This window comes from Halomonas salinarum, assembly GCF_012062845.1.
GTDB lineage: Bacteria > Pseudomonadota > Gammaproteobacteria > Pseudomonadales > Halomonadaceae > Onishia > Onishia salinarum.
In genome coordinates this window covers 45748-65906 of sequence record NZ_WWNB01000003.1, presented here as the reverse complement: position 1 = coordinate 65906, position 20159 = coordinate 45748, and the positions used below count along the sequence as shown (strand labels likewise).

At 58.0% G+C, this 20159-nt stretch carries 20 protein-coding genes; 13 read left to right on the top strand and 7 right to left on the bottom strand.

What is annotated here, in order from left to right; translation table 11 throughout:
* Positions 1 to 3: 3 nt before the first annotated feature.
* Positions 4 to 369: a membrane protein insertion efficiency factor YidD gene (gene yidD, locus HF027_RS03360; RefSeq protein ID WP_168012898.1), complete on the top strand. Its 366-nt coding sequence runs from the start codon at positions 4 to 6 to the stop codon at positions 367 to 369.
* A 204-nt stretch (positions 370 to 573) separates the two neighbouring features.
* On the opposite strand, the gene HF027_RS03355 is transcribed toward yidD, so the two are convergent.
* Together HF027_RS03355 and HF027_RS03350 are read right to left on the bottom strand one after the other, a co-directional pair.
* Positions 574 to 990, bottom strand: a complete 417-nt coding sequence (locus HF027_RS03355; RefSeq protein WP_168012896.1) for a SufE family protein — start codon at positions 988 to 990, stop codon at positions 574 to 576.
* A 134-nt stretch (positions 991 to 1124) separates the two neighbouring features.
* Positions 1125 to 2342 carry a tyrosine-type recombinase/integrase gene (locus tag HF027_RS03350; protein ID WP_425338660.1) on the bottom strand — a complete coding sequence of 406 codons (1218 nt, stop codon included), beginning with the start codon at positions 2340 to 2342 and terminating at the stop codon, positions 1125 to 1127.
* Between the two features lie 383 nt (positions 2343 to 2725).
* Here HF027_RS03350 and HF027_RS03345 point away from each other — a divergent pair, with 383 nt between their 5' ends.
* Positions 2726 to 3691 carry a DNA-binding protein gene (locus HF027_RS03345; RefSeq protein WP_168012894.1) on the top strand — a complete coding sequence of 322 codons (966 nt, stop codon included), beginning with the start codon at positions 2726 to 2728 and terminating at the stop codon, positions 3689 to 3691.
* A gap of 95 nt (positions 3692 to 3786) precedes the next feature.
* Here the strand turns inward: HF027_RS03345 and nfuA are convergent, their stop codons facing one another.
* Positions 3787 to 4377, bottom strand: a complete 591-nt coding sequence (gene nfuA / locus HF027_RS03340; RefSeq protein ID WP_168012892.1) for a Fe-S biogenesis protein NfuA — start codon at positions 4375 to 4377, stop codon at positions 3787 to 3789.
* Positions 4378 to 4604: 227 nt separating this feature from the next.
* Here nfuA and metH point away from each other — a divergent pair, with 227 nt between their 5' ends.
* The 4 genes from metH (at position 4605) to HF027_RS03320 (ending at position 12143) form a co-directional block, all read left to right on the top strand.
* Positions 4605 to 8324 (top strand): methionine synthase, encoded by a 3720-nt coding sequence (metH, locus tag HF027_RS03335; RefSeq protein WP_168012890.1) that lies wholly within the window; start codon positions 4605 to 4607, stop codon positions 8322 to 8324.
* A 100-nt stretch (positions 8325 to 8424) separates the two neighbouring features.
* Complete coding sequence (locus HF027_RS03330; RefSeq protein WP_168012888.1) at positions 8425 to 9741, top strand: MATE family efflux transporter; 1317 nt, start codon at positions 8425 to 8427, stop codon at positions 9739 to 9741.
* Between the two features lie 238 nt (positions 9742 to 9979).
* Complete coding sequence (locus HF027_RS03325; RefSeq protein ID WP_168012886.1) at positions 9980 to 11632, top strand: nitrite/sulfite reductase; 1653 nt, start codon at positions 9980 to 9982, stop codon at positions 11630 to 11632.
* Positions 11625 to 12143 (top strand): DUF934 domain-containing protein, encoded by a 519-nt coding sequence (locus HF027_RS03320; protein WP_168012884.1) that lies wholly within the window; start codon positions 11625 to 11627, stop codon positions 12141 to 12143. The genes HF027_RS03325 and HF027_RS03320 overlap by 8 nt, the downstream gene beginning before the upstream one ends.
* A gap of 94 nt (positions 12144 to 12237) precedes the next feature.
* Here the strand turns inward: HF027_RS03320 and smrA are convergent, their stop codons facing one another.
* The gene (smrA, locus tag HF027_RS03315) at positions 12238 to 12822 is read right to left on the bottom strand and encodes a DNA endonuclease SmrA (protein WP_168012882.1); all 585 of its coding nucleotides are present in this window, start codon (positions 12820 to 12822) and stop codon (positions 12238 to 12240) included.
* A gap of 177 nt (positions 12823 to 12999) precedes the next feature.
* Between smrA and HF027_RS03310 the strand changes: the two genes are divergently transcribed.
* The 7 genes from HF027_RS03310 (at position 13000) to pdxH (ending at position 16748) form a co-directional block, all read left to right on the top strand.
* Positions 13000 to 13371, top strand: coding sequence for a gamma-glutamylcyclotransferase family protein (locus HF027_RS03310; RefSeq protein ID WP_245184467.1), 372 nt, complete (start codon positions 13000 to 13002; stop codon positions 13369 to 13371).
* 171 nt (positions 13372 to 13542) lie between these two features.
* Positions 13543 to 13890: an arsenate reductase family protein gene (locus tag HF027_RS03305; RefSeq protein ID WP_245184466.1), complete on the top strand. Its 348-nt coding sequence runs from the start codon at positions 13543 to 13545 to the stop codon at positions 13888 to 13890.
* Positions 13891 to 13924: 34 nt separating this feature from the next.
* Positions 13925 to 14545, top strand: a complete 621-nt coding sequence (gene wrbA / locus HF027_RS03300) for an NAD(P)H:quinone oxidoreductase (RefSeq protein WP_168012876.1) — start codon at positions 13925 to 13927, stop codon at positions 14543 to 14545.
* On the top strand, positions 14545 to 14949 hold the full coding sequence (locus HF027_RS03295; RefSeq protein ID WP_168012874.1) for a DUF2069 domain-containing protein: 405 nt from the start codon (positions 14545 to 14547) through the stop codon (positions 14947 to 14949). The genes wrbA and HF027_RS03295 overlap by 1 nt, the downstream gene beginning before the upstream one ends.
* A 68-nt stretch (positions 14950 to 15017) precedes the next feature.
* Positions 15018 to 15671, top strand: coding sequence for an AzlC family ABC transporter permease (locus tag HF027_RS03290; RefSeq protein ID WP_245184463.1), 654 nt, complete (start codon positions 15018 to 15020; stop codon positions 15669 to 15671).
* Positions 15668 to 16012: a branched-chain amino acid transporter permease gene (locus HF027_RS03285; RefSeq protein ID WP_168012792.1), complete on the top strand. Its 345-nt coding sequence runs from the start codon at positions 15668 to 15670 to the stop codon at positions 16010 to 16012. The genes HF027_RS03290 and HF027_RS03285 overlap by 4 nt, the downstream gene beginning before the upstream one ends.
* Positions 16013 to 16106: 94 nt before the next feature.
* A complete protein-coding gene (pdxH, locus tag HF027_RS03280; protein WP_168012870.1) occupies positions 16107 to 16748 on the top strand; it encodes a pyridoxamine 5'-phosphate oxidase in 642 nt (213 codons plus the stop codon).
* 132 nt (positions 16749 to 16880) lie between these two features.
* Here pdxH and HF027_RS03275 read toward each other — a convergent pair whose 3' ends face one another.
* The 3 genes from HF027_RS03275 to HF027_RS03265 all read right to left on the bottom strand — a co-directional run bounded on the left by HF027_RS03275 (position 16881) and on the right by HF027_RS03265 (position 19971).
* The gene (locus HF027_RS03275; protein WP_168012868.1) at positions 16881 to 17759 is read right to left on the bottom strand and encodes a glycine betaine ABC transporter substrate-binding protein; all 879 of its coding nucleotides are present in this window, start codon (positions 17757 to 17759) and stop codon (positions 16881 to 16883) included.
* 168 nt (positions 17760 to 17927) lie between these two features.
* A complete protein-coding gene (locus HF027_RS03270) occupies positions 17928 to 18767 on the bottom strand; it encodes an ABC transporter permease (RefSeq protein WP_168012866.1) in 840 nt (279 codons plus the stop codon).
* Position 18768: 1 nt separating this feature from the next.
* The gene (locus tag HF027_RS03265) at positions 18769 to 19971 is read right to left on the bottom strand and encodes a quaternary amine ABC transporter ATP-binding protein (protein ID WP_168012864.1); all 1203 of its coding nucleotides are present in this window, start codon (positions 19969 to 19971) and stop codon (positions 18769 to 18771) included.
* Positions 19972 to 20159 lie beyond the last annotated feature (188 nt).

Genomic DNA, 20159 nt, shown 5'->3' with positions numbered 1-20159 from the left:
CGTATGGCCCATCATCGTGCACGCGAGAATTGCCGGCCAAGAACGACCACAAGGATTGGTCGGCTGACGAGCTTGCCTCTGATCGCCTTCATAAAAGGCTACCAGTACGGCATCAGCCCTCTGCTGGGCCCGCGCTGCCGATTTTGGCCCAGCTGTTCAAGCTATTCGCTTGAAGCCTTGCGCGAGCATGGTCCAGCTCGCGGTGGCTGGCTGGCACTCAAGCGACTGGTTAAGTGCCATCCCTGGAACCCGGGCGGCATCGACCCCGTACCCGGCGGGCCCAGCGAGGCGCTATGCCGCGAGGACGACAGTCTCGACGAGAATTTTTGCTGCCGCCCGAATGATCAGCAACAGCGATCGCAACCCTGACGCTTCACTCCAAGCGTATCCGTTACGGCTTTGCCATTACACGCGCTTGCCGCTTGGGGCAGCCACGTATGGGACGCCATACGCAGCGTCCCGCCTACCCTGCTGTTATCCGCCCAGGCTACCTTGGGAAAGCCGGTCATTGATGAAACACGTTATGGTCGGCAACCGGTATCCGCCCAGGCTACCGAGCCGTTACTCATAGCCTCAGGCTTCCGACTGCGCCACCTGATAGATGCGCTCGAGCATAGAGTGCAACCCATTGCTGCGGGTCGGTGAAAGATGCTTGTCCAGCCCCAGATCCTCGAGAAAGCTCGGTGGCGTGGCTGCAATTTCGGCAGGCGGACGGTCATTGAAGATGCGCATCAATACGGCAATCAGGCCGGAAACGATAGCGGCATCAGAGGTTGCGTCGAAATGCAGTCGATCGCCATCGCGTGTGGCGTGCATCCAGACATTGGACTGGCAGCCCTGAATTTTCAGCTCCTCAGTTTTCCATTCCTCGGGAAATGCCGGCAGCTGCTTGCCCATGTCGATGATGTACTGATAACGATCCATCCAGTTGTCGAACATCTCGAACTCTTCGATCAGTTCGGCCTGATTTTGCTGGGCGGTGTCGGACATGGTCCCTCCAAAACATGAGTGTTAGCGGGCGAAGCATCCCCGCTTATTCTGACCACCATTATACCGACTCGTGCCCCTGGGCGTCGTCCCCTGCAACGCCAGCTATCGCACTGGGTACTAAGCCCGTGGCCTGCTCATTTGAGGCCATGACCGCTCATCTGCTTTTGCCACTCCTCAGCTTCAGCGTGCAGATAGCGGGCAGTCGTATCCAGCCGAGAGTGACGGGCGCTGCGGGCTAGGTAGCGTAGCTCGACACCCCCCTGGGCCTGATGGGTGATGGCGGTATGGCGAAGCCAGTGGGGCGTGGCGGCGCGCAGGGTGCGTGCCAGGGCAGCATTGCCATTTCCCGTGTCATCATCTCCCCCCGTGTTGCCCTCCTCTCCTGCCTGGCCTGCCTGGCCTGCCTGGCCCGGCTTGCAGGCACCCGCTGTCTCAAGCTCAAATGCTGCAGCATCGAATGCCTTCTTGATCAGCCGGTAGAGCTGATTGTCACCTAGGCTGCGTTGCCCATTAAGCCCCCTCAACAGGGGCGATTCATCATCGGGCTCAGGGTGCCTGGCTAAGCCGAGATGCTCGCGCCAGTCACCCAGCATCGACATCATGTCCGGTGGCACCGGGATCGTCGCCAGCTTGTCGCCCTTGCCGATAACCCTCCACCACCATCGACCTTCACGAAGGTAAAAATCTCCCATACGGGCAGCAGCCATCTCGCTGATGCGCGGAGCCAGCAGGTAGGCGAAACCAAAGATCAAACGTCGGCGCTGCCAGTCAAACTGCTGGCGAGCAGTTGCCGTGGAAAGTGGTGGCCGGTTGAGCCATGCCCAGAACCAGTCCCACAGTGGCCGTTCCAAGTAACGTTCAATAGATTCTTGGCGGTTGTCGAGGCGACGACGCTTGCCGCGCATCAAGCGAAAGGGATTATGGTCCACCCACCCCGCCTCAACCAGCCAGCTATATAAGCCCTGCAGGATCACCAGGCTCTGGCGACGGCTCGACGCCGAGAGCGGGCGCCGGAAGGGACGCCAGTCGTCAGCTTGGCGTGGCCTGGGTGGTCCTATCCAGCGCGTGGCAGGCCGTGGATCAGACAGAAACGCTTCAAATGCATCCAGCCCGTCCCGTCGAAGCGTTGCCAGTGTCAGTCCCTGGCTGTCGAGCCATAGCAACAGTCGCTCCGCTTCCTTGCGATAGGCGCGGAAGGTCTGAGCACTATCCTGATATTCCTCTAACCAGGCAGAGACGGCTTCCACATCACTGGTAGCAGAAATCCGTACGCTATCGGCAAGTGTCGCTGCCCTGCTCTCATACGTGACTGGCGGCTGCTGTGCCTGTGGCGGCCAATGTTCCTCTGTCACCTAACGCTCCTCGTGCTGGCCTTTAGGATATTTCTCTATTTACGGCCATTTCCCTTTGTTTTATCCGCTTTTTACTACTTTTCGGTCAACTTACTGCCAACTTAGCGGTGACGCCTTCTCATCAGGCATTCACCTTGCCGCCTGTTGAGTCATTGTCGCTGCTACAGGTGCTATAAATCAAGATAAGCCGCGTAATCATGAATTTATACGCCATAGGATAAATAAAATTACGTAAAACGTAATATGTAATTTCCTTTATTGATGCCCCGATTGGCGCTAATATGGCTAAATATCCAGAAACCTAGGCATCTGAATGCCGACAGAAGGCAATGGACACCAGGCCACTCAGGCGGTGAGTCGATACAACGGAGGAGAGAGGCGTCATGGCGCGAAGCGGTGTGCAGTACGAGGATGTGCAGCGGGCGATTCATACCCTGATGAGCCGTGGAGACACGCCGAGTGTGCAACGCATTCGCGAAGTGTTGGGCACCGGCAGCTTTACGACCATCAGCGAGCATTTACGCCTGTGGCGAATAGAGCGTGACGAAAACCGAGACCAGCCCCCGCCTCAGGAGCTACCCGAAGCCTTGCAGACGCTGACGCTTGAGTTGTGGCGACAGGCGCAGGAAGCCGCTACCGAGAGCTTGGCGCTCTATCGTCAGGAGGCTGAACAGCGCGTCACCACCGCCCTGGAGGCCAGTCGGGAAAGTGAGCGCCGAGCAGAAGATGCCGGCCAACGTGAATCAGCAATCGCCGATCATCTAGCCAAGGCCCAGTCACGACTGGAGGAACAGAGTGCCACCCTTGCCAGTTGCCAAGCCGAGCGCGATGCCCTCGCGGATCGCGAGGCAAAAGCCTTGCAGCGGGTTCAGCAGCTCAGCAAGGAGCTCACACGACTTCAAGAGCGCAACGAGGCGCTGAGCACCCAGCATCAGGAAGAGCTGGTGGCACGTGATGCCGACTATCAAACGCGTCTGCAGCAAGAAGAACAGCGCAACGAAGCTGCCGAAGCCCGTCTAATGAGCCTGCTGGACGATGTCAGGCAGGAGCGTCAGAACGCCGACAAGCAGCATGGCACCCGACAGGCGCAACTTGAGGCCCGCAATGAAAGCCTCGACAAGCAGCTGCAGGAGCAACGTACGCAGTTGGCTGATTACCGGCAACGGGAACGCGAGGCAAGCTGGGAGCTAGAGCAACGCAAAGAACAGGATCGGGAGAGAAGGCGCGAGCAGGAACGCCTTGAGCATCGACTGGAAGAAAAGGATGGGGAAATCGAGACGCTAAAGAAACGGCTGCTCGAAACACAAGCGCGGCTGGCTAATACGCCTCTACCGCCCTTTATTTACTGAAACACAAGACGGGCGCCAATGGGCGCCCGTCTTGTGTCAATGCGGTAGCGAGTCCTGGGCAACCCCGAGGGGGCACTGAACTCCGCGCCGCATGCTTAGCGGTAGTAAGCCTGACTGGTATCGCTGTGATCGGTAACATCACGGATGCCGGAGAGCTCAGGGATCCGCTCGAGAAGGGTCTTTTCAACGCCGTCCTTGAGCGTCAGGTCGACGGCAGCACAGCCCTGGCAACCACCACCAAATGCCAGCACGGCGACACTGTCTTCAGTAAGCTGCGTCAGCTTGACTTCACCGCCATGGGCAGCAAGCCCGGGATTGATCTCACTGTAAAGCACGTAATTGACACGGTCTTCGAGAGGGCTGTCGGCATTGACCTTGGGCATCTTGGCGTTGGGCGCCTTGATGGTCAGTTGCCCACCCATGCGGTCGGCATTGAAATCGACAACGGCTTCGTCGAGAAACGGTACACTGTTCTTATCGAGGAAGACCGTGATCTTGTCGAGGTCAAGTTTCTCGTCGGTCGGCTCTTCCTCGCCCGGGCGGGAATATGCCAGGCAGGTCTCTGCATAGGGCGTACCCGGCTGGGTGATGAAGATACGCACGGCGATGCCTTCGACATTCTGCTTTTCAAGCAGTTCGGCGAGATAGCCCTGGGCACTGTCTGTAATCTGGATGCTCTGACTCATGGGACGCTATTCCTGATTCGAAAGGTCGAATTTGCCTTTCATGTTAAGGAAAAGTGAGTGCCGAAACAATCCCGAGTGAAATACTCAGGCATCCAACATCGACTCCACTTGGCGCTGCCCGTCTCTGCCGCCTTTCTGGTAAGCTAACGCGCAAAACCGAGCCCTCGATATCCTGACCTGCTCGACACAGTATAAGACGCGACTCACGCTGGAGACCGCCCCGAATCATGGCCGCTACCCCGACCCCCGTTACAGCTACCCTCGCCGAACGCCTTGCCTCCCGCATTCTGATCCTGGATGGCGGCATGGGCACCATGCTGCAGAATGCCAGCCTCGACGAAACCGACTTTCGTGGCGACAGGTTCGCCGACTGGCCATCGGACCTGAAGGGTAACAACGACCTTCTGGCACTGACCTGCCCGGATCTGGTGACGCGCATTCACCGCGACTATTTGGAAGCCGGTGCTGAAATCATCGAGTCCAATACTTTCAATAGTACGCGCCTGTCGCAAGCCGACTATGGCATGGAGGAACTGGTCCCCGAACTCAACCGCGAGTCGGCGCGTCTGGCCCGCGAGATCTGCGATGCCGTGGGGACGGAAACCGGGATTCCACGCTATGTCGCAGGCGTGCTCGGCCCGACCTCGCGTACCGCCTCATTGTCGCCGGACGTCAACGACCCGGCCAAGCGCAATGTCACCTTCGATGAGCTGCGTGAAAACTACTATGAGGCCGCCGCAGCCCTGATCGAGGGCGGCTCGGATCTGATTCTGATCGAGACCATCTTCGATACGCTGAACGCCAAGGCGGCGATCTATGCACTTGAAGAACTGTTCGAGGATCTGGGCACACGCCTGCCGGTGATGATCTCCGGCACCATCACCGATGCCTCAGGTCGTACGCTATCCGGCCAGACCACCGAAGCCTTCTGGAACTCGATTCGCCACGCCAACCCTTTCTCCGTGGGACTGAATTGCGCGCTAGGGGCCGAGGAACTGCGCCCTTATCTTGAAGAGCTTTCCAACAAGGCCGATACCTTCGTCTCCGCACACCCCAATGCCGGCTTGCCCAATGAGTTTGGTGAGTATGACCAGACCCCTGAGGAGATGGCGTCAATCGTTGCCGAGTTCGCTGAAAGCGGCCTGGTCAATATCATTGGCGGTTGCTGTGGCAGCACCCCGGAACACATCAGGGCCATTGCCGATGCGGTCGAAGGCATGGCGCCTCGCCGGCCCCCGGAGCGGCCCATCGCCTGCCGGCTCTCCGGTCTCGAGCCGTTCAACATCAGCGCCGAGTCGCTGTTCGTCAACGTGGGCGAGCGCACCAACGTCACCGGCTCGGCGCGCTTCAAGCGCCTGATCAAGGAAGAGGACTACACCACTGCTCTGGAGGTCGCGCTGGAGCAGGTCGAGAACGGCGCCCAGATCATCGACGTCAACATGGACGAGGGCATGCTCGAGTCCGAGGAAGCCATGGTGCGCTTCCTCAACCTGATCGCTGGAGAGCCCGACATCTCGCGTGTGCCGATCATGATCGACTCCTCCAAGTGGGAGATCATCGAAGCCGGGCTCAAGTGCGTTCAGGGCAAGGCGGTCGTCAACTCCATCTCCATGAAGGAAGGTGAAGAGGCCTTCCGTGAGCAGGCAACCAAGTGTAGCCGTTATGGTGCGGCCATTGTGGTCATGGCCTTCGACGAGCAAGGCCAGGCCGACACCTTCGCCCGCAAGACCGAGATCTGCGAGCGCGCCTATCGCTTGCTTGTCGATGAGATAGGTTTCCCAGCGGAAGACATCATCTTCGACCCCAACATCTTCGCTATCGCGACCGGCATCGAAGAGCACAACAACTACGGCGTGGACTTCATCCAGGCCACCCAGTGGATCCGTGAGCATCTGCCTCACGCCATGGTCTCCGGTGGTGTCTCCAACGTCTCCTTCTCGTTTCGCGGCAACAACCCGGTGCGCGAAGCCATTCACTCGGTATTCCTCTACCACGCCATTCGTGCCGGCCTGAGCATGGGCATCGTTAACGCTGGCCAGCTGGCGGTCTACGATGACCTGCCCGAAGAGCTTCGCGGGGCGGTCGAGGATGTGGTCAACAACCGTCGCGACGATGCCACCGAGCGACTGCTCGACATCGCCGACAAGTTCAAGGGTGATGGCAGTGGTGCCGCCAAGAAGGAAGACCTTGAGTGGCGCTCCTGGGAAGTCGAGAAGCGTATCGAGCATGCGCTGGTCAAGGGCATCACCGCCTATATCGAGGATGACACCGAGCTTGCTCGACAGCGTGCGACCCGCCCGATTGAGGTCATCGAAGGCCCGCTGATGGACGGCATGAATGTGGTGGGCGACCTGTTCGGCGACGGCAAGATGTTCCTGCCCCAGGTGGTGAAATCCGCGCGGGTCATGAAACAAGCGGTCGCCTACCTGATTCCCTATATCGAAGCTGAAAAAAGTGGCGAGACCCAGGCCAAGGGCAAGATCGTCATGGCCACCGTCAAGGGCGACGTCCATGACATAGGCAAGAACATCGTCGGCGTGGTGCTGCAGTGCAATAACTACGAGGTTATCGACCTCGGCGTGATGGTACCGGCCGAGAAGATTCTGCAGACCGCCCGCGACGAGAATGCCGACCTCATCGGCCTGTCGGGCCTGATCACGCCATCGCTTGACGAAATGGTCCATGTGGCCAAGGAAATGCAGCGCCAAGGGTTCAACCTGCCCCTGTTGATCGGTGGCGCCACGACGTCCAAGGCGCATACGGCGGTCAAGATCGAGCCACAATACGACCAGCCCGTGGTCTATGTCACCGACGCCTCCCGGGCGGTTGGTGTGGCTTCTCGCCTGCTATCGCCCGAGCTCAAACCGGCCTACACCGCCGACCTGCGCGCCGAATACGAAGTGGTGCGTGAGCGCAACGCTAAGCGTCGTCCCAAGGCAGCCGACCTGAATTACGCCCAGGCCCGCGAGCGTCGCTTCAAGACCGACTGGGCGGCCACCCCGCCGGTAGCGCCGAGATTCACCGGGCTCAAGGTCTTCGATGACTACAACCTCGAGGAACTGATCGAGCGTATCGACTGGACCCCCTTCTTCATGAGCTGGCAGCTAGCCGGCAAGTACCCGAAGATTCTCGACGACAAAGTTGTCGGCGAGGCGGCCCGCAACCTTTTTGAGGATGCGAAGGCGATGCTTGCCAAGTTGCTCGACGAAGGCCATATCACCGCTCGCGGCGTGATTGGCATCTGGCCGGCGAACAGCGTCGACGACGATACGATCGAGGTCTATGCCGACGAATCGCGCAGCGAAGTCATCGAACGCCTGCATCACATCCGCCAGCAGACCACCAAGAATCGTGATGGTATTTGTTATAGCCTCGCCGACTTCATCGCCCCTCGCTATAACGCCGATGGGGAAGAAAGCGGCATACCGGACTGGATCGGCGGTTTCGCTGTCACCACCGGACACGGCGTTGATGAGCTGAGCAAGCGTTATGAAGCCGCCGGTGACGATTACAATGCGATCATGGTGCAAGCCCTCACCGACCGCCTTGCCGAAGCCTTCGCCGAGCGCATGCATGAGCGGGTCCGCAAGGAATTCTGGGGCTATGTCCCTCAGGAGTCACTCGACAACGAGGCATTGATTGCCGAGAAGTACCAGGGCATTCGGCCGGCACCAGGCTACCCGGCTTGCCCAGACCATACCGAGAAGACCACGCTGTTCCGGTTGCTTGATGCCGAGCAGAATAGCGGCCTCATGCTCACCGAGAATTTCGCCATGTGGCCAGCAGCAGCGGTCTCTGGCTGGTATTTCGCCCACCCGCAATCAAAGTACTTTTCGACCGGCAAGATCACCCGTGATCAGGTCGAGTCGCTGGCCGAACGCAAGGATATGCCGCTTGCCGAAATGGAGCGCTGGTTGTCACCGGTGCTCTCCTACGATCCAAGCTGAAAGCGCATGAACTGATCTTTATCGGCCGCCACTCACTCTCCTTCGATGTACCCTTTAGCCCACCCTGGCGGTGGGCTTTCTCACTTGATCGGAAGACGGCATGCTGCCCGAGCCCTCGCGACGCAATATCATCCTCAAGTTAGCGCTGCCGATCATTGCTGGCATGCTGTCGCAAAGCCTGCTCAATCTCATCGATGCTGCCCTTGTCGGTTCGCTCGGTGAAACGGCGCTTGCCGGTGTCGGCATTGGCGGTTATGCCATGTTCATGGTCACTGCTCTGGTGTTCGGCTTGTCATCTGGTGTGCAGGCACAGACCGCTCGGCGTCATGGTGAGCGGGACTGGTACAACCGTACCGATGCCCTGCATGCCGGTCTGGCGATTGCCCTGGCGCTGGCGCTGCCACTGACGGTGCTGTGCATGTGGCAAGCCCCGGCACTGCTTGGCTTGATCAACTCGGATCCGGGCGTCCACAGCCAGGCAGTCGAGTACTTTCGCTGGCGCGTGGTCTCTCTGGTGGCGGTTGCCATGATCTTCTGCTTTCGAGGTTACTGGAACGGCGTTCAGCAGACCGGCATTTACCTTCGCATCATCTTGATCATGCACGGGGTCAACATACTCACAAGCGTCGGGCTGATTTTTGGCTACGCGGGTCTGCCTGCGCTGGGTGCTGCTGGGGCAGGTGCAGGTACCAGCCTCTCCTTGCTGCTCGGACTAATCCTATGGGCTAGCTACACGCATCGCCATGCCGCGCCGATTTTCGGCCATCCTGCTGGCACCATGCTTACCACTCTGCGTCTGGCGGCCCCGCATTCCTTTCAGCAAATCTGGTTCGCAGGCGGCTATACGGTACTGTTCTGGATCCTTGGTCAGCTGAACACGGCCAGTGTGGCGGTCGGTCATGTGCTGGTGAATCTCTCATTGTTGCTGATCCTTCCCGGTGTCGGCCTCGGGGTAGCAGCAATGAGCCTGGTCGGTCAGGCGATGGGGCAACAATCGAATCAGGACGCCCACCGCTGGGGCTGGGATGTGGTGCGCATCGCCTGGATGTGCCTGGCGGTACTCGCACTGCCGATGCTGCTATTCCCCGATGCAGTGCTAGGTATCTTCCTGCGCGACCCCGCCCTGGTGGCATTAGGTCATCTGCCGCTGCAGTTGACGGCACTGATGATCGTATTGGATGCCTGTGCACTGGTGCTTGGGCAGGCGCTGCTTGGCGCAGGTGCCAACCGCACGGTGATGGTGATGACACTGACGATGCAGTGGCTGGTTTTTCTCCCTCTCGCCTGGTGGGTCGGCGTGGGATTGGGTTACGGCTTGCTGGGCATCTGGTGGGTTCAACTCGGCTATCGCTGCCTGAACTCGCTGGGCTTTGCGCTGATTTGGCACCGTCGCCACTGGCAACGACTGGCTTTATGACGATGACATGGCCACCATTCCAGGCCTTCGTCTTGTTATCATGACGCACAGATAGGCAGGAGCAGGCGCCTGAGAGGTTCCCACGAACCACCATCGGCACGTGAATGGCTCACGCCTAATAACAAATTAATCAAAAACTATGAACATTTATTCTTTCATAGAATATAAGGTTAGGAGTATGGTCGCCGATAAAAGGCACAACTCCTTCATCACGCCCTGACCAGCAGGACACGACTGAATGTATCGGTACGACAACTACGACCAGACCCTCGTCGATGAGCGGGTCACCCAGTTCCGTGACCAGATGGACCGCTACCTTGATGGCCGCCTGGGCGAAGAGGAATTCCGCCCGCTGCGCCTCCAGAACGGTCTCTACCTACAGAAATATGCGCCGATGCTGCGTATCGCGATCCCCTACGGCATGCTGTCAAGCGATCAGCTACGTCGCTTGGCGTCGATCGCGCGGCGTTATGATCGGGAATACGGTCATTTCAGTACCCGTCAGAACTTGCAGCTCAACTGGCCTGCCGTCGAAACAGTTCCCGATATCCTCGCTGAACTGGCCGAGGTGCAGATGCATGCGATCCAGACAAGTGGCAACTGTATTCGCAATACCACCAGCGACCAGTTTGCGGGCATTGCCGCCGATGAAGTCGAAGACCCGCGCCCCTGGTGTGAGCTGATTCGCCAATGGTCAACGCTGCATCCCGAGTTCGCCTACCTGCCCCGCAAGTTCAAGATTGCGGTCAGTGGCGCAAGCGCTGACCGGGCCGCTATTCAGGTCCACGACATTGGACTGCGCATGTGGCGCGATGCTGAAGGCGAAGTCCGTGTGCGCGTTCTGGCAGGAGGCGGCCTGGGTCGTACGCCGATGATCGGCGATGTCGTCTGTGATGACCTTCCCTGGAAGCATCTGCTGACCTACCTTGAGGCGTGCGTGCGCGTTTATAATCAGTTCGGTCGCCGCGATAACAAGTTCAAGGCTCGCATCAAGATTCTTGTTAAAGCACTGGGCATTGAGGAATTCCGCCGTCGCGTCGATGCCGAGTGGCAACACCTCAAGGATGGGCCACAGACCTTGACACCGGCTGCCGTAGAAGCTGCCAAGTCTCACTTTCCGGAGCCCGAGCGTCGCCCGGTCAGCGACGAAGCTATCGCGGCCTATGAGCAAAAGCGCCAAGACGACCGCGCCCTCGCTCGCTTCGTGACCAACAACGTCACTGACCACAAGGTGCCGGGTTACAAGGCGGTGACGCTGTCGCTCAAGCGTCGTGAATTGGCTCCCGGCGATGTGACGTCCGACCAGATGGAAGCCGTGGCCGATCTCGCCGATCGCTTCAGCTTCGGCGAGGTTCGCGTGACTCACGAGCAAAACCTCGTGCTTTCAGACGTCCCCGTGGATCAACTGGAAGCCCTTTGGCAGGCGCTGGACGACCTGGGGATGGCCAACCCCACCGTTGGCACCCTCAACGACATCATCTGCTGCCCGGGTGGTGACTTCTGTGGCCTGGCCAATGCCGTGTCGATTCCCATCGCTCAGGCCCTGCAGGAGCGTTTCGAGGATCTGGATTTCCTGTATGACCTGGGACCGCTGGATCTGAATATTTCCGGCTGCATGAATGCCTGCGGTCACCACCATGTGGGTCACATCGGCATCCTGGGTGTCGACAAGAAAGGTGAGGAGTACTACCAGGTTTCGCTTGGCGGCAACTCCACCGACGATGCCTCGCTTGGCAAGATCCTCGGGCCGTCCTTCAATCGCGAAGATGTTCCGGACGTCATCGATAAGGTACTCAAGGTATACGTCGAGACGCGTCACGACGATGAACGCTTTCTCGATACCTATCGTCGCATCGGGATCAAACCTTTCAAGGAGCGGGTCTATGCCTGATCAACAGCTAACGCTGGCCCAGACGCTGCTCAAACTGGGCGAGCCGGAAACCGACACCTGGTCGCTTTCCCGGGACAGCGAGACCCTGCCCCAGGCGCGCCCGGCGATCGTACCGCTGACGTTGTGGCTTGATGCCAGTGACGATGATGGCTTGGCGCCCTGGCTACCTAGTGATACAGAGCTTAATGGCGAGCTTGCTGAGAAGTTGATGGCATCCCCGCGGATTGCCATCGATTTTCCCGCCTTTACTGATGGCCGTGGCTATACCCTCGCCCGACTGCTGCGTGAACGTTACGGCTATCAGGGTGAGATCCGCGCCATTGGCGACGTCTTGGTCGATCAGCTCTATTACATGAGCCGCTGTGGCTTCGATGCGCTCGCGTTGCGCGATGACCAGCGCCTGGATGACGCTCAGCGTGCCCTGGGGGCGTTCAGCGTGAGTTATCAGCCTGGTGTCGATACCCAGGAGGCGTTATTCGAGCGTCGGCTGCGCGAAGGCAACCAGCCCTAACACCGCTTTCACTCGACTGATGCTCGTCGACAGCCATTCTGCCAAGGCCCGGTTTAAACCGGGCCTTGGCGTTTTATGTCAACGGCCAGTAACCTCATCCGCGCCGCTTCTGTTGGCGCTCACGGTTGTTGGCTCTTGCTCGCTCTGACTTCCTCAACATGACCAGAGTTGCCCCGAGGCCACCCTGAGACGCGGGTGCAGAGGCAAAGGCCTGGACGTCGTCAAACTGAGCCAGCCACTTGGCCAGGTAGGAACGCAGTATATTAGCCGAACTCTCATCCTCGCGCCCTCGCCCATGAACCACCATCAAGGAGCGTAATCCTTGCTCATGCGCATCCCGAATGAAGCCGAACAGCTCGCGGCGACATTCCGATAATGGACGACGCTGCAGATGCAAGTGAGCCTCGGGAGCATAACCGCCATGACGAAGGCGCTCCACTACACCCAACTGAATACCATCACGCCGATACTCCAGCGGATCATGAGACCCCACCAGTTCCACAAAATCATCAGATAGAAAATTGCCCTGCTCATTTAATTGCTGTGCTGCATGGCGTCGAGCTTGCTGTGCCTCGTTCGGCCCCTTGCTTCGATGGCTCACATCCGCTCTATCCCTCCCCTTGGCAATAGGATGAACGTCTCCCATCTGACGGCGAAACTCACGATCCATCATGCTCATGCTGATAATCTCCGACACGGGATGTAAACCGGGGTGTAAAACAGCTCGATGCCCTGACTAGCCTCCAAGAAGCATGCCATGACAAGATGAATACGCGAACCCCCTGACAACGTTAATCAAATAAAGGACTCACCAATGCGCGTCCTGCGATACGCTCTCGGCTCAACGATCGGTTTGATGATGATCGCTGCCGTTTACTTGTGGTGGGTCCTGTTGAGCCCTTTTGGGTATGAGCGCCCCGAGGATCTCGCGGCGATCCCGGATGGTGAGTCCCAAGTGTTCGTCTATGGCACCCTGACTCATGCGCCCGTTCGCTGGCTGGTCTATGGCCGGTCGGGTAGTCCCGAAGCTGCCATCCTGCCTGGCTTTCGCAAGCGAGAGCTGGATCTGGTCGCTGAACAAGGGCATCAAGTCGAAGGATTGGTACTCAATGTCAGCGAAGAGGAGCTTGCAGCGTTGGACCGCTACGAACGTCTTGGTTATCGCTATGAGCGAGTTCGGGTTCAGCTAGCCGACGGGCATAATGTCTGGGTATACATGCGTCTGTGAGGCCCTTCCTGTTTAACTAGTTTCCACTTCGATCAGCTTATTTACGGCCAAACAAAGATAACGGTATAAAATCATACCCTACCTATCCTCCGGCTAATGGTTGTGGGGTATTTGGGGGCCGCCTACAATATCGGCAATTACTTTACGTGCTTTCACAAGGATCCCTGCGACGTGATCACCCTCTATCACAATCCTCGCTGTTCAAAATCTCGCCAGGCACTTGCCCTGCTGGAAGAAGCCGACATCGAGTTTCGTGTTCATCGCTACCTCAATGACCCGCTAAGTGCCGAACAACTCAATGACCTGCTAGACCGTCTCGACGGTGGCCTCGAGGCATTGGTTCGAACGAACGAAGCTGAATGGAAAAGTCAGAGCATCGATATCCAGGATCGCGAAGCCGTTATCACCGCCATTGTCACCACCCCGAAACTGATGCAGCGCCCCATTGCCGACCGAGGTGACCAGGCGGTTATCGGCAGGCCACCCGAAGCGGTACTCACCCTAGTTGATGCCGCCTGATTCGCCTTTTCAATTCTCGTTCCCTGGAGCCTCGATGAGCACATCCACCCCTTACGTGCTGATACTCTTTTATTCCCGCCATGGAGCGACACGTGCAATGGCCGAGGCCATGGCTGCCGGCGTCGAGTCGGAGCCCGGTATCGATGCAAGGCTGCGTACCGTCCCACCGGTCTCGGCTACCTGTGAAGCAATCGATTCTGATATCCCCGCTGATGGCCCTGTCTACGCAAGCCTTGACGACCTCAGACACTGCACCGGTCTTGCCATTGGCAGTCCGACCCGTTTTGGCAATATGGCAGCCCCGCTCAAGTATTTCCTGGATAGCAGCAGCGAGCTATGGATGAACGGCGCCCTGGTCGATAAGCCGGCTAGCGCCTTTACCTCGACAGCAAGCCTCCATGGCGGGCAGGAAACCACGCTCATGACGATGCTCATCCCGCTTCTGCATCACGGTATGGTGCTTTCAGGTTTGCCCTACAGCGAAACAGAACTCTTCACGACAACCACCGGCGGCACGCCCTACGGTGCAACTCACCTGGCCGGACAGCGCAGCAACCGTTCCCTCGACGAGCAGGAAAGAAATCTGTGTATCGCTCAGGGTCGCCGCCTTGCACGTCTTTCACTGGCGCTTGGCACTATGCGAGAGGAAACCTGATGCGACAGTGGATGGAACGTATGGAGCGCGAAGGAGGCCTGGACGCACTGGTCGACAAAAGTCGTCGATTGGTGATCTACAGCTATATTTTCCTGATCGCCCTGCTAAGTTATGGCGGCCTGATCATCCATGATGTGCAGACCGATGGTTGGGGTCCATTGCTGGTGAGAATCGTCCCGCTGCTGTTGTTCCTGCCGTCAATTCTGACCAGGCGGGCCCGTGGTCATGCCTGGCTGTGCTTCGTCAGCCTGCTCTACTTCATGCAGGGCGTCATGTTCGCCACCCTGCCCGGCCAGGGCCTTTTTGGGGTACTGATTGCATTGGCCTCGCTGGCCCTTTTTGTTGGCAGTCTCGGTTATGCGCGGTTTCGTAGCCGCCAACAGCGCCGCCAATCTGAGCAATGACGTCACACCAAGCTGATATTTCAGGCGCAACTGATTGGCGTTCTGCACTAAAGGCCACCATGCCGGTCATGTTCGGCTATCTGCCGCTGGGAGCCGCCTTCGGCATCCTGGCGATGGATGTTGGCGTTCCCTGGTGGGCCGCGATAACCATGTCGCTCGTGATTTACGCAGGTGCGGGGCAGTTTCTCGCCGTAGCCTTGTTGGCTAATCAGGCCGGCCTGATGGAAGTCGCGGTGGCGACTCTGATGCTTAACTCTCGCCACCTCTTCTATGGCTTGTCGCTTTTAGGAGCCTTCAGCGGTGCAGGGTGGCGCAAGCCGTATCTGATCTTCGCGCTGACCGATGAAACCTATTCACTATTGACGTCTCATCGCGGCCCTGTCGGACAGAATCACGCACTCGCCATCAAACTCAGTGCCTTGAACCAGCTGTGGTGGGTGCTAGGGACGCTTGCTGGTGTCATGATCGGCAGTCAGCTTGCCTTCGACACAACCGGCATTGAGTTTGTGCTGACGGCCTTGTTCATCGTACTGACAATCGAACAGGCACGACGCCTTCGCCAATGGATGCCCTTCATCGTTGCCATGGTTACAGCGCTAGCTGCCCTGGCATTGCTACCAGATCGACATATGTTACTGGGAGCCATCGCCACGGCCAGCATGATCCTGCTGATCCAGTACCGGTTGGATATAAGCAAGCGTCAACAGGCGGAGGCACCGTGACAGAGCATCCACTTCTGTTACTTGGGTTCATTGCCGTGTGTGCACTTGCCACCTTCGCGACCCGTGTACTGCCCTTCATTGCCTTTTCACGCCAGGCCGAACATCCGCTGGTCCTGCACCTTGGTCGCTACCTGCCACCAGCAGTAATGCTGATTCTGGTGATCTATGCGATGCGTGACTGCAGCCCCCTGGCCCAGGGTGCAGTAAACCTTGATGCCAATGGTTTACCGATGCTGCTGGCAGCCCTGATCGTGGCCATACTGCAGTTGTGGCGGCATAACGCTCTGCTATCGATTCTTGCCGGCACCGTCAGCTACATGGCCATGATCCAGCTTTTTTGACCAGGGACAATTCGTTTGTCAGCCGAGCACGACAACGGTTGAGCCTTCGCCGCGCAAGGGTGAAGATAGAGGAAATAGCGAGGGAGAGATTGCCATGACAAGGAACATTGCCGATATTCGGCGCGACTATGAGGGCGGCAGTCTCAGCGAAGAGAGTACGCCTGATACACCCGATACACTCTTCGACGAGTGGCTAGCGCTAGCACTCGAAAGCGAAGGCATAGATGGCAATGCCATGACACTGGCCACCGTCGATAGCCAGTGCCGGCCCCATGCACGCATCGTGCTACTCAAGGGATACGACCAGCGCGGCATGGTCTTTTATACCAATTATCAAAGCCACAAGGGCAGCGAACTGGCGACTATTCCGCATGCAGCGCTGGTCTTCTGGTGGCCCTCACTGAGCCGCCAGATTCGCATCGAGGGCCGGGTGGAGCAGGTCACGGCTGAGGAGTCCGACCGCTATTTTTCCAGTCGCCCGCGAGAAAGTCAGCTTGGTACCTGGGTCGCCACGCAAAGCGTGGAAATCCCCAATCGCCAGTGGATAGAGGATCGCCAGTCGCGCTTCGAGCAAGCCTATGCCGGCCAGGATATTCGCCGCCCTGCGCACTGGGGGGGCTATCGGCTCCTGCCCGAAGTGATCGAATTCTGGCAGGGTCAGCCGAGTCGGCTACATGACCGCATTCGCTATCAGGTTCGTGATGGAAAGTGGTTCAAGGTACGCCTTGCCCCCTGACGCCAATACTGCCTCCTCACAGGGAGCTCTGTGTGGTATCCGGCATGCTTTCCAACACTATCTATTCTTAAAACAACGCCCCCGACCAATGTGGCCGGGGGCGTTGTTTTCAGTGGAGCCGACTAGCCGACATTACTCGCCAGATGGCAGCCACTCTTGGACCACATCCTGGTTCTCGGCAACCCACTGCTTGGCATCCTCATAGGGATCGCTGTCTTCTTTCTGGTTCATGAGCATGACTTCACCCATCAGCTCAGGCGTCCACTCGAAGTTATCGAGAATCGCGTAGGCGCCCGGCATGTCTTCCTTCAGGCCGTCCCGAACGACGGTGTGAATCTGCTCAGCACCACCGTAGACGTTCTTCGGATCGTCTAGGTACTTGAGGTCCCAGCGAGCGAACATCCAGTGTGGTGTCCAGCTGGTTACCACAATTTCTTCTTCATTCTGGATGGCACTGGCAAGAGCGGCGGTCATGGTCGCCCCACTACCACTGCGAAGATCAGTCTCGAGATCATACTCCTCGATCACCTCTTCGGTGAGGCTCATCAAGCCGGCGCCTGGATCGATGCCTACGATCTGGCCATCGAGAGCTTCAGCGTTGGCATCGATATCCGAGATGGTCTCCATATCGCTGTAGGCAGGCACCACAAGCCCCAGCTTAGTGCCATCCAGATTCGGGCCCAGGTCCTCGACGCTATCTTTAACGCGGTCGAAGTAATCCGCGTGTGTGGTGGGGAGCCAGGCCGCCACGATGCCGTCGGCATCACCGTAGGACAGTGCCTGCCACATGGCTGCGGCCGAGAGAGATGACATTTCAACTTCATACCCCTGATCCTCCAACACGGCACGCACCACGTTGGTAGAAGCGACTTCCGAGGCCCACTCAACGTAGGCAAGAGTTACGGTACCCTTCTCCTGGGCTTGCGCCTGACCGGCTGCGACGGCGGTCCCCGCCGCCATCATCATGGCACCAAGGCGCACACCGCGTGACAGAGTCTTGATATCGAACATCTTTCACCTCTTCGTTGCTTATTGGTATTTAGCTGGACATCAAACGCAGTACCTCATGAAAACAGCATCCAGGTTGCGCCTGACCTCCGCATGACGCGGACTGCCGTACGTCATGTTGACGACATCCCACACTCGAGATAAGGGCGGGATGGCGAATCACGCAATGCATCAGGACTTACGTGTCTTGCGGAAAGACTGAGTGAGGCGATCAAGCAGCATGGCAAGAATCACCACCGCGATACCTGCCTCGAAGCCGTCGCCGGGACGCAAGCGCTGAATGGCGCGCCACACTTCGTTGCCCAGGCCATCGGCACCGATCATGGCCGCGATTACTACCATCGACAAGGCTAGCATGATGGTCTGGTTGATGCCTGCCATCACGGTAGGCAACGACAACGGCAGCTGAACCTTGAAGAGCTTCTGCGACGTCGTGGAGCCAAATGCATCAGCGGCTTCGATCAGATCCTTGGGAACCTGACGAATACCCAGCGTCGTGAAGCGAATCGCCGGCGGCATGGAGAAAATCACCGTGGCAAAGATGGCCGATACCGAACCGATACCGAAAAACGGAATTGCCGGAATCAGGTACACGAAGGCCGGCATGGTCTGCATAAAGTCAAGCACCGGCATGATCACTCGATAGAGTCGCTCAGAAAGCGCCGAAGCGATACCGACAGGAATCGCGATCACGACGGCTACCAGGGTAGCGATGACTACCAGCGTCAGCGATTCGATCATCGGATCCCAGAGGTCAAGGTTCCAGATAAGGGACAGCCCCAAGACGGCACCGATACCCAGACGAAGGCCAGACATTCGCCAGCACAACAGCGCAATCAAGCCCATCAAGCCCCACTCGGGAAGCCACATCAACAGATCATTGAGGCCGTTTATACCCGTCTGGGTTATTTCGGAAATGCCGCGCGTGATGCCGGAATAGTTACCGGTGAGGTAGTCAAGACCGGACTCGATCCAGTCGCCCAACTCGATACGGGGAATTTCAATCGCCATCTCAGTTGTCTCCTGCTTCTGCCAGTTCGGCCAGTACCGCACCCTTGACCACGACCCCAAGCAGGCGACGCTCGTCATCAATCACTGCAATGGGAAAACTCTTGTCGTTGAACATGGCAAAGAGGTTATGCATCGGCTCATCCGGGGCAACACTGCGGAAATCCTGGATGAATAATGCGTCAATCGTCTGCTGGCCTTCCTTGACAGCCCTCTCGGCTGTTTCAGCATCGATCAGGCCAACGAGCTTGCGATCGCGGCTGGTGACATAGATCGAGTCCAGGCCGTTCTCGCTCATCTTGCGCAGTGCCGTGCGCGGGCCGTCATCTTCACGGGCCGTGGCACGAACGGGACGCATGGCATGGCGAGCAGTGAGGATGCGCGACATATCCACCCCCTCGATGAAACGCTCGACATATTCATCAGCCGGCGCGGTCAATATTTCTTCCGGCGTGCCGATTTGGACGATCTCACCATCCTTGAGCAGGATGATGCGGTCGCCGATGTTGAGGGCTTCATCGAGGTCGTGGGTAATAAAGACCGTGGTCTTCTTCATGCGATGCTGCAGCTCGAGCAGCTCTTGTTGCATATCCTTGCGGATCAACGGGTCAAGAGCGGAGAAGGCCTCGTCCATCAGCAAGACACTTGAATCATTGGCCAGGGCACGCGCCAGGCCGACTCGCTGTTGCATGCCACCGGAAAGCTGGCTGGGCATGGCATCTTCCCAGCCATCCAGGCCCACTTGCTTCAAGGAGTTACGCGCGGTTTGTGTCCGCTCGGCCTTGTCGATACCACGAATCTCCAGACCATACTCGGCGTTCTGCTGAACCGTACGGTGAGGGAAGAGTGCGAAATTCTGGAAAACCATGGAAAAATGGCGCCGACGACATTCCAACAACTCTTTGGTACTGAGCGTTGGGATATTCTCGTCATCGATAATGATCGAGCCTTCGGTTGTGTCGATCAGGCGATTGAGACAACGAATCAGGGTCGACTTGCCCGAGCCGGAAAGCCCCATGATCACCAGAAGCTCACCTTCGTAGACGTCGAAGTCGAGGTTGGACAAGCCCAGCGTCTGGCCGGTCTTTTCCAGGATTTCAGGACGCTTGAGCCCTTGATTGCGCAGCTCGAGAGCTTTCATCGGCTGGTTGCCAAAGACCTTGCTGAGGCCGCGCACCTGGATCTTGACGGGTCGTTTTTCGCTCATCGGCTCTGCCTGTGGTTATGTCATACCAACATGCCTTTATAGGCCGCTCGTAGGACCTATCCGGCTATGCGCGGTCTATGACTGTCGTGATTAAACTCGAAAGATCATACATACTTATAAATACCCCCTCAAATCAGAACAGATGATGATCAATCAACGGATATACCCACTTCAAGTGGCAACACAGG

Bases quoted from the DNA above. Each gene is read 5' to 3' on its own strand.
- yidD (WP_168012898.1), top strand. From the start codon at position 4: ATGGCCCATCATCGTGCACGCGAGAATTGCCGGCCAAGAACGACCACA.
- HF027_RS03355 (WP_168012896.1), bottom strand. From the start codon at position 990: ATGTCCGACACCGCCCAGCAAAATCAGGCCGAACTGATCGAAGAGTTC.
- HF027_RS03345 (WP_168012894.1), top strand. From the start codon at position 2,726: ATGGCGCGAAGCGGTGTGCAGTACGAGGATGTGCAGCGGGCGATTCAT.
- nfuA (WP_168012892.1), bottom strand. From the start codon at position 4,377: ATGAGTCAGAGCATCCAGATTACAGACAGTGCCCAGGGCTATCTCGCC.
- metH (WP_168012890.1), top strand. From the start codon at position 4,605: ATGGCCGCTACCCCGACCCCCGTTACAGCTACCCTCGCCGAACGCCTT.
- HF027_RS03330 (WP_168012888.1), top strand. From the start codon at position 8,425: ATGCTGCCCGAGCCCTCGCGACGCAATATCATCCTCAAGTTAGCGCTG.
- HF027_RS03325 (WP_168012886.1), top strand. From the start codon at position 9,980: ATGTATCGGTACGACAACTACGACCAGACCCTCGTCGATGAGCGGGTC.
- HF027_RS03320 (WP_168012884.1), top strand. From the start codon at position 11,625: ATGCCTGATCAACAGCTAACGCTGGCCCAGACGCTGCTCAAACTGGGC.
- smrA (WP_168012882.1), bottom strand. From the start codon at position 12,822: ATGAGCATGATGGATCGTGAGTTTCGCCGTCAGATGGGAGACGTTCAT.
- HF027_RS03310 (WP_245184467.1), top strand. From the start codon at position 13,000: ATGATGATCGCTGCCGTTTACTTGTGGTGGGTCCTGTTGAGCCCTTTT.
- wrbA (WP_168012876.1), top strand. From the start codon at position 13,925: ATGAGCACATCCACCCCTTACGTGCTGATACTCTTTTATTCCCGCCAT.
- HF027_RS03295 (WP_168012874.1), top strand. From the start codon at position 14,545: ATGCGACAGTGGATGGAACGTATGGAGCGCGAAGGAGGCCTGGACGCA.
- HF027_RS03290 (WP_245184463.1), top strand. From the start codon at position 15,018: ATGTTCGGCTATCTGCCGCTGGGAGCCGCCTTCGGCATCCTGGCGATG.
- pdxH (WP_168012870.1), top strand. From the start codon at position 16,107: ATGACAAGGAACATTGCCGATATTCGGCGCGACTATGAGGGCGGCAGT.
- HF027_RS03275 (WP_168012868.1), bottom strand. From the start codon at position 17,759: ATGTTCGATATCAAGACTCTGTCACGCGGTGTGCGCCTTGGTGCCATG.
- HF027_RS03270 (WP_168012866.1), bottom strand. From the start codon at position 18,767: ATGGCGATTGAAATTCCCCGTATCGAGTTGGGCGACTGGATCGAGTCC.
- HF027_RS03265 (WP_168012864.1), bottom strand. From the start codon at position 19,971: ATGAGCGAAAAACGACCCGTCAAGATCCAGGTGCGCGGCCTCAGCAAG.